Annotated in this window: 8 protein-coding genes; 2 read left to right on the top strand and 6 right to left on the bottom strand. The window is 64.7% G+C overall.

Annotated elements, in window-relative coordinates; translation table 11 throughout:
* Positions 1 to 718: N-6 DNA methylase (locus WCJ41_RS18895; RefSeq protein WP_336907390.1), on the top strand; the 718-nt coding region annotated here is incomplete at its 5' end.
* The gene (locus tag WCJ41_RS18890; RefSeq protein WP_336907389.1) at positions 715 to 2007 is read left to right on the top strand and encodes a restriction endonuclease subunit S; all 1293 of its coding nucleotides are present in this window, start codon (positions 715 to 717) and stop codon (positions 2005 to 2007) included. The genes WCJ41_RS18895 and WCJ41_RS18890, both read left to right, overlap by 4 nt.
* 69 nt (positions 2008 to 2076) lie before the next feature.
* Here WCJ41_RS18890 and WCJ41_RS18885 read toward each other — a convergent pair whose 3' ends face one another.
* The 6 genes from WCJ41_RS18885 to WCJ41_RS18860 all read right to left on the bottom strand — a co-directional run.
* Positions 2077 to 2955, bottom strand: a complete 879-nt coding sequence (locus WCJ41_RS18885) for an SMP-30/gluconolactonase/LRE family protein (protein WP_336907388.1) — start codon at positions 2953 to 2955, stop codon at positions 2077 to 2079.
* A gap of 13 nt (positions 2956 to 2968) precedes the next feature.
* The gene (locus WCJ41_RS18880) at positions 2969 to 3841 is read right to left on the bottom strand and encodes an SMP-30/gluconolactonase/LRE family protein (protein WP_336907387.1); all 873 of its coding nucleotides are present in this window, start codon (positions 3839 to 3841) and stop codon (positions 2969 to 2971) included.
* A gap of 11 nt (positions 3842 to 3852) precedes the next feature.
* Positions 3853 to 4788 (bottom strand): 3-keto-5-aminohexanoate cleavage protein, encoded by a 936-nt coding sequence (locus WCJ41_RS18875; protein WP_336907386.1) that lies wholly within the window; start codon positions 4786 to 4788, stop codon positions 3853 to 3855.
* Entirely contained in the window at positions 4785 to 5741 is a 957-nt protein-coding gene (locus WCJ41_RS18870) for a 3-hydroxyacyl-CoA dehydrogenase (RefSeq protein WP_336907385.1), read from the bottom strand. Before WCJ41_RS18870 ends, WCJ41_RS18875 begins: the two co-directional genes overlap by 4 nt.
* Entirely contained in the window at positions 5725 to 6531 is an 807-nt protein-coding gene (locus WCJ41_RS18865) for an SDR family oxidoreductase (protein WP_336907384.1), read from the bottom strand. Before WCJ41_RS18865 ends, WCJ41_RS18870 begins: the two co-directional genes overlap by 17 nt.
* 9 nt (positions 6532 to 6540) lie before the next feature.
* Positions 6541 to 7913, bottom strand: a 1373-nt coding sequence (locus WCJ41_RS18860) for an ABC transporter permease (RefSeq protein WP_336907383.1), incomplete at its 5' end; no start/stop codon positions are given.

The raw sequence follows: 7913 nt of genomic DNA, 5'->3' as shown, positions 1-7913 counted from the left end.
CCCGGTCGATCTTGACAAGGCGAAGGTCTCGCACGCCCTGCAAGTGTTCCGGCACCAGATGAGCGATGGCAAAGCCCAGCGCTTGCCTTTCGAGGTCGGCCTTCAGCCACGGCGCTTCCAGCAGATTGCGAGCCGCTTCCGTCTCTTCTGGCTTCACGGGTCGATAGTCGAGATAGGGGGCGGGTCCCGCATCCTGACGGTTGGCCGCGCCGCCGTGGTGCTACCTGATGGCACGCTGTTCGGCGAGGGCGTCAAGACGCGGCTGAAGGAACATCTGATGGAGGAGTGCAACCTCCACACCATCGTCCGCCTGCCCAACTCCGTATTCAAGCCCTACGCTTCGATCGGCACCAACCTCCTGTTCTTCGAGAAGGGCGCGCCTACGAAAGACATCTGGTTCTACGAGCACCGCGTGCCCGAAGGCCAGAAAGCCTATTCGATGACCAAGCCGATCCGGCTGGAGCATTTTCAAGAGTGCATCGACTGGTGGGGTGGCAAGGCGCGCCAAGGCCGCGAGGAGACGCCGCAGGCGTGGAAGCTGAGCGCCGAAGAGGTGAAGGCGCGCGGCTACAATCTCGACATCAAGAACCCGCATAGCGTTGTTGACGATCATGGCGATCCGAAAACGCTGCTGGCAGATCTTGCCCGCGCCGAAGTCGAGACGGCAGACTTGCGCGACCAGTTGAAGGCGATTCTCGCCGAGGCGCTCGCCCGATGAGCGCTGAACGCCTGTTGCAGCACTACGAGCAGATCGCCGATTCGCCCGACGCCATTGTGCGGCTGCGCCGCTTCATTCTCGATCTGGCCGTGCGCGGCAAGCTAGTGCCGCAGGAGGCAAGCGACGAACCGGCATCGGAACTGCTGAAGCGGATCGCGAAGGAGAAGACGCGGCTAGAAATTGGTGGTCGTCGGCGAGGCTCGGCGAGCAGAAGCGAACCCTCTTTTGATGAAGCAGATCTGCCGAAGGGGTGGGCAGCGGTCCAAGGTTTCGAGATATTTCCAACGCGGAGCGGAAATTCTAAGCTCATTAAGGGCACGCTCCACTCTGAAGCAGCCGACGGATTGTTTCCGGGCTATTCGGCAGCCGGGCAAGATGTGTGGCTCGATGGCTGGGAACACGAAGGCGACGCAATAATTCTGTCAGCTGTAGGTGCTCGATGCGGCAAGGCATTCCTTGCGACAGGAAAATGGAGTGCGGTGGCAAACACGCATATCGTTTGGCTACTGGAAGCAGTCACAGTTCCGACCTTCGCGATGCTTCACTTAAACAACGAAGCGTTTTGGGTGCGGAGCGGTGGCGCTCAACCATTCATTAAGGTGAAGGAGACGCTGGACAAGATTTTCCCGCTCCCACCGCTTGCCGAGCAACACCGCATCGTTGCCAAGGTCGATGAGTTGATGGGCCTGTGCGATCGGCTGGAGGCGGCGCGGGCGGCCCGCGAGGCCGTGCGCGACCGTCTGACGGCGGCGAGCCTTGCCCGCCTCAACGCGCCCGATGCCGAGACCTTTCAGAATGACGCCCGCTTCGCCCAAGACGCGCTGCCCGCCCTCACCACGCGCCCCGATCAGATCAAGCGCCTCCGCCAAACTATCCTCAACCTGGCCGTGCGCGGCAAGCTCGTGCCGCACGACCCGAACGACGAACCAGCGTCGGAACTGCTCAAGCGAATCGCGAAGGAGCGAACAGAGCCTCAATCCGTGAAGAAGGCCCGCCGAAATGGCGAGACCGATGTTTCCAATCTGCGGACGGATACACCTTTGCCGGTAGGTTGGCTTTGGACAAACATCGACGAGATTGCCCTGTCGATGCGGTATGGCACGTCGACCAAGTGCGAGTATGCGGCGCCCGGCGTTCCCGTGCTTCGTATTCCAAATGTATCCGATGGAATCGTCTCACTAGTTGACATCAAGTTCGGACCGCTCACTGATGGCGAGATACGCGATCTGGCGTTGAATGCTGGTGACCTTTTGATGATCCGGTCGAATGGTAGGGCCATCACAACTTGACCAACCTCTCGACTGACCAGCTTTCAATCGAGCATTCGTAGACGCGCGACTATTCAATGCGGATGTAGGCTAAGAGCCGAAGCGCGGTTCGGGCACACCCTTGATCCCGAGGCCGGTGATCGCGAACAGGCTGCCGCGCAGAACGCCATCGCCCGGGAAGCGGGGTAGCGGCGGCTTGGCCATGGAAGTTACGTAGAGCACGTCCATGTTCGGTCCGCCGAACATCACGCTCGTTACCTTCTTCACCGGCATCTCGATCACCCGGTCGACCTTGCCGTCGGGCGTGTAGCGGATGAGCTTACTGTCATAGACCTGGGCATTCCACAGGCAGCCCTCGGCATCGACCGTCGAGCCGTCCGCCGCACCGCCGCGCGAGGTGTCGAGCTTGACGAAGGTGCGGCGATTCGACAGCGTGCCGCTCTTGATGTCATAGTCATAGGCCCAGATCTCGCCCGACCATGAATCGGCGAAATAGAAGATGCGGTCGTCCGGGCTCCAGCACGGGCCGTTGGAGACGATGATGCCGCTCTCGACCTTGGTGACCTTGAAGTCCGGGTCGAGCCGGTAGAGCGCGCCGTTGGGGCCTGACTCCTGGCTGTCCATCGTGCCGGCGAAGAAGCGGCCGCGGCGATCCACCTTGCCGTCATTGATCCAGTTGTTGGGCTGGCCGGGCTCGATCTCCGCGGTGAGCGGGCACTCGCCGGTGGCGAAGTCGAGCGCGTGGAAGCCCTTGGCGAGCGAGCAGATCGCACCCTTGCCGTCCTTGCGGATGGCGATCGAGCCGACGCGGGAAGGCACGTCCCAAGCGCGGATCTCGGTTCCCTGGGCGGTTGTGCGGAACACGCGCATGCCGGTGGCGTCGATCCAGTAGAGCCGCTGCTGCTCTACGTCCCATAGGGGGCCTTCGCCGAGCGTCGTCTTCACATCGACCAGAACTTCGATCTTCATGGTATCCTCCGTTTTATCCTTTGAAGCGTAGCTCGGGAACGCCGCGAACGCCGAGCCCGTGGATGGCGAAGACGGCGCCGGCTTCCGCCTCCTTGTGGTAGGCATTGCGGTAAGGCCGCGCCATTGACGTCACATAGGCGATGTCGAGATTGGGGCCGCCGAAGATCAGGCTCGTTGTGGAACTGACGGGCAGGCCGACGATCCTGTCAACCACGCCGTTGGGATCGAAGCGGATCAGTCGGCCAGAATAGACCTCGCAGTTCCACACATAGCCCTCTTCGTCGACAGTGGCGCCGTCGGGTAGTCCGCGCTGGTTCTCGAAGCTGGTGAAGACCCGGCGTGAGCGCACGACGCCGCTCGCCGTGTCGTAGTCATATGCGTAGATAACCTTCCGCCCCGTGTCGGCGAAATAGAGCGTGCGGCCGTCGAGGCTCCAGCATGGACCGTTGGAGCAGATGATGCCGTGGTCGAGCTCATGCACCGAGAGATCGGGATCGAGCCGGAACAGCTTGCCGACGGGGTTCGTCTCCTCGAAGTCCATGGAGCCCGCGACGAAACGGCCCTGGCGATCCACTTTACCGTCATTCATGCGTGCGGTGACCTGGCCGGGCTGGGTCTCGGCGATCAGCGTCACCTCACCCGTTTTGAAGTCGAGCGCGTGGAAGCCGGAGCGCAGCGAGACGATGGCGCCGCCCTTTTCGCGCAGCGCGATGGAGCCCACGGGTTCGGGCAGGCGCCAGCTCTTGCGGTCGCCGCCGCGCGCATCGCAGGAGAAGACGGCGGGCCCATAGGAATCGATCCAGTAGAGGCGCTGTTCGGCAACGTCCCACAGCGGGCCTTCGCCCAGGGTGTTGCGGTCTTCGCTGAAGACGTCGATGCGCAGCATGGCGTGTCCTCTCAGAAGGCGACCTGGTCGCCGCCCTTCAGTTCAAGGATCTGGCGGGCCTCGTCGGGGGTCGCGACCTCCATGCCGAGGCCCTCGATGATCTTGCGGGCGAGCAGGACCTGCTCGGCGTTGGACTTGGCGAGCTTGCCCTTGCCGGCCCACAGGCTGTCCTCGAGGCCCACGCGAATATTGCCGCCGAGTGCGGCGGACTGCGCGGCGACGCGAAGCTGTGCTGCACCCGCACCCAGCACCGACCAGCGGAACTTGTCGCCGAACAGCCGGTCAGCCGTGCGCTTCATGTGGGCGACGTCCTCCGGGTGGCTGCCGATGCCGCCCAGGAGGCCGAAGACCGACTGCACGAAGAAGGGCGGCTTGACGAAGCCACGGTCGGCGAAATGCGCGAGGTTGTAGAGATGCGCGATGTCGTAGCATTCGAACTCGAAGCGCGTGCCGTTGTCGTAGCAGGTCTGCAGGATATACTCGATGTCCTTGAAGCTGTTGCGGAACACGAGGTCGCGCGTGGCTTCGAGGTGGGTCTTCTCCCAGTCGAACTTGAAGGTCTTGTACTTGTCGAGCAGGTGGTAGAGCCCGAAGTTGATGGAGCCCATGTTGAGCGAGGCCACTTCCGGCTTGAAGGTGGCGGCGGGCTTCACGCGCTCCTCGACCTTCATGTAGGGGCTGCCGCCGGTGGTGATGTTGATCGCAGCCTTCGTACCCTGCTTGATGCGCGGCAAGAAGCGCGCGAAGGCCTCGGGCGTCTGGTCGGGCTTGCCGGTCTCCGGATCGCGCGCGTGGAGGTGCAGGATGGCGGCACCGGCGTCCGCCGCGGCGATCGCCTCGCGCGCGATCTCGTCGGGCGTGATGGGCAGGTAGGGCGACATGGTGGGCGTGTGGATGGCACCCGTCACGGCGCAAGTGATGATGACCTTGCCCTTGATGGCCGTCATGATCCGATCTCCTTCAATGCTTTCTTCTTGTGGGCCGCAAGGGCCATGAGCCGGCGGTCACGCCAGACCTGGCGCTCCTGCAGCTTGTCGGCGGGGACTTTCTTGCGGCGGTCCTTCTCGACCTCCTCCATGACGGCGCCCGTCCAGTCGACGCGGCGCAGCATCTGGGGGAAGAGGTTCTCGTAGATCCGCTGGTAGCGCTCGGCATAGTCGCGCACGCCGCCCGGCGCGTTGAGGTCGATGGTCTCGAAGGGTCCCATGAAGGACCAGCGCAGCGCCAGCCCGTCACGGATGCCGGTGTCGACATCCTCGACACTCGCATAGCCATCCGCCACCAGCCGGAATGCCTCCTCGAGGAGGGCACCCTGCATGCGGTTCATGATGAAACCGTCGAGCTCCTTCTTCATCACCAGCGGGGCGTGCCCTGCTGAGACGAGGAACTGGCGCGTGCGCTCCACCGTCTCGGGCGTTGTCCACGGGGCGGGGACGACTTCAGCCGCGGGGATCAGATAGGGCGGGTTGATCGGGTGCACCACGATGCAGCGGCCGCGTCCCTTCAGCCCTTCGGTGAATTTCGAGGGCAGCAGGGCGGAGGTGGAACTAGCGAGAACCGCATCGGGACACGCCACCGCGTCGAGCCGCTCGAACACCTTGATCTTGGTGGCGAGATCCTCCGGCGTGTTCTCCTGCACGTGGGAGGCCACGGCGAGCGCCTCCTCCAGCGTCTCGCAGGGGGCGATGCGGGAGAGCACGGTGCCGGTGCTCTGGCCGTTCAAGAGGTCGTTGGCGGCGAGGTCGTCCAGCACGCCGGTGATGTAGTCCACGGCCTTGCGGGCAGCACCCTCCGCCTGGTCCCACAGCCTGACGTTTGCGCCCGCCCGCGCGAAGCTGATCGCCCAGGCCCGGCCGATGAAGCCGGAGCCGACGATGGCGGTTTCAGAGGGTTTCGACATTTCCATCAACTCCAAGGGATTGTCCCGATATGCTGGCGCCCGCCGCCGACAGCAGGAAGGCGACCATGTCCGCCACATCATAGGGGCTGACCATGCGGCGGAGCGAGACCTTCTCGAGGTAGCGCTCCTCCATCGCCTCATGGCTCAAGCCCAGCTGGGCGGCACGGTCGGCGATGACGTTGTGCATTCGCGGGCCTTCGACGATGCCCGGCAGGATCGCGTTGACGCGGATGTTCGATGGCCCCAGCTCCTTGGCGAGGCTCTGGGTGAAGCCCACGACGGCGAACTTGGCAGAGGAATAGGGCGTGCGGAACGCATAGCCGTGGCGGCCCGCGGCCGACGACATGTTGACGATCGACCCGCCGCCCGAGGCCTTCAGCATCGGAACCCCCAGTCTCGCACAGAGGAACTGGCCGGTGAGGCAGATGTCGATGCAGCGCCGCCAGTCAGTGGGGCTGATCTCGTCGACGCCGCCGGTGGGCCCGGCGATGCCGGCATTGTTGATCAGCGCGTCGAGCCCGCCAAGCTCGCGCTGCACCATGGCGAAGAGCGCGTCGACATCGGCATCGACCGACACATCCGCCTTGCAGGCGGCGATGCCCGGCAGCTGCGTCCTGGCGGAGGTGATGGCCTCATCCGAGATGTCGCAGATGGCGATCCGGGCTCCGAGTGCCGACAGCGTGCTTGCGATGGCGAAGCCGATGCCGGAGGCACCCGCCGTGACCAGCACGCGCTGGCCTGACAGGCCGCGGAGAAAATCGGCCGCCGAGGCCGGAACGGTGTGACCCATGTGTAGCTCCTAACTCTTCCGGTCGCGCAGCGCGATCACGGCACCCAGCACCACCAGGCCGAAAAGGATCGCGCGGGTGGCATAGGGCAGCGTGGTGCCTGCAAGGAATGTCTGTAGGGCGGTGAGCAGCAGCACGCCGCCCAGCATGCCAAGATAATGGCCGCGCCCCCCGGTGATGAGCGCTCCGCCCACCACGACGACCGCGATCGACGGCAGGAGATAGTCGTCTCCCATGCCGAGGCTCGCCTGGCCCGAGAAGCCGGTGAGCAAGATGCCGACGAGCGCCGAGCAGATGGCTGACAGCACATAGACGAGGACCAGCGTGCGCCCGACCGGAATGCCGGAGAGTTCCGCCGCGCGCAGCCCATTGCCGATGCCGTAGACGCGCCGCCCGAAGGGCGTGCGGCCGAGAAGCGTCACCGCTGCGATGACGAACAGCACCATGAAGATGACGACCGGCGCCACGGGCCCGATCTTGCCCGTCATGAACCAACGCAGCATGGGCGAGGAGAAGCCGTCCGGCGTGCCGTTGGAATAGAGAAGCGCCACGCCTTGCAGTAGGCCATTGGTGGCGAGCGTCATGACGATGGGCGATAGGCCGAGGAAGACGATGCCCAGCCCGTTCAGCAGCCCGATGACGCAGGCCAGCAGCAGCACCGCCGGAAGCGCATAGATGAGGGCCGCGTCCGAACCCTTGACCATGCCCGCGAGAAGGATGCCGCAGAGACCGATGGTCCATGGCACCGAAAGATCGAGGCCGCCGGTGAGGATCACCGTGCCCTGGCCCAGGGCGAGGATGGCGAGGAAGCTCGACAATACGACGAGCGAGTTCCAGTAGCCGGTGTTCAGAAGTGCACCGCCGAGCCACAGCTGTGTGACCGCGACGACGAGCACGAGGCACAGATAGGCGGGAAGGGCGTAGCGCAGCACATCGGAGTTGCGCTTGAAGAAGCCGGGCCGTGCGCCCGCCGCCGGCTGGCCGGCGCTGGCGGCGAGCATGAGGCGCGTGTCGCCCCCGGCGCGCTGGCTGACCAGCGTTCCGGCGCGCCGAGCCGACAGCCTGGTGCCGATGATGCGCAGCTGCCGCGCCAGCGTCGAGTTCCGCGACAGCGAGCCCGCGAGCACCGCGAGGATCAGGATCGTGCCCTCCGCGATGGTCGAGTAATAGGCCGAGACATTGAGGACGAGCAGGATGTTGACGACGATGATGAGGATATAGGCGCCGATGGCGCTGCCAAAGGGCCCGCCACGCCCGCCGCCGAGCCTGGTGCCGCCCACCACCACGGCCGCGAACATCGACAGCAGCAGCGGATTGCCGACGAGGGGATCGCCGCTGCCCGTCTGCGCGCTGATGAAGACGCCGGCCAGGCCGTAGCAGCCGC

This window comes from Aestuariivirga sp. (assembly GCF_037139295.1).
Taxonomy (GTDB): Bacteria; Pseudomonadota; Alphaproteobacteria; order Rhizobiales; family Aestuariivirgaceae; genus Aestuariivirga.
The sequence above is the reverse complement of the archived record's forward strand: the minus strand, read 5'-3'. Positions and strand labels throughout refer to the sequence as shown.

Excerpts from the sequence above, each read along its gene's own strand:
- WCJ41_RS18890 (WP_336907389.1), top strand. The coding sequence starts at position 715 with ATGAGCGCTGAACGCCTGTTGCAGCACTACGAGCAGATCGCCGATTCG.
- WCJ41_RS18885 (WP_336907388.1), bottom strand. The coding sequence starts at position 2,955 with ATGAAGATCGAAGTTCTGGTCGATGTGAAGACGACGCTCGGCGAAGGC.
- WCJ41_RS18880 (WP_336907387.1), bottom strand. The coding sequence starts at position 3,841 with ATGCTGCGCATCGACGTCTTCAGCGAAGACCGCAACACCCTGGGCGAA.
- WCJ41_RS18875 (WP_336907386.1), bottom strand. The coding sequence starts at position 4,788 with ATGACGGCCATCAAGGGCAAGGTCATCATCACTTGCGCCGTGACGGGT.
- WCJ41_RS18870 (WP_336907385.1), bottom strand. The coding sequence starts at position 5,741 with ATGTCGAAACCCTCTGAAACCGCCATCGTCGGCTCCGGCTTCATCGGC.
- WCJ41_RS18865 (WP_336907384.1), bottom strand. The coding sequence starts at position 6,531 with ATGGGTCACACCGTTCCGGCCTCGGCGGCCGATTTTCTCCGCGGCCTG.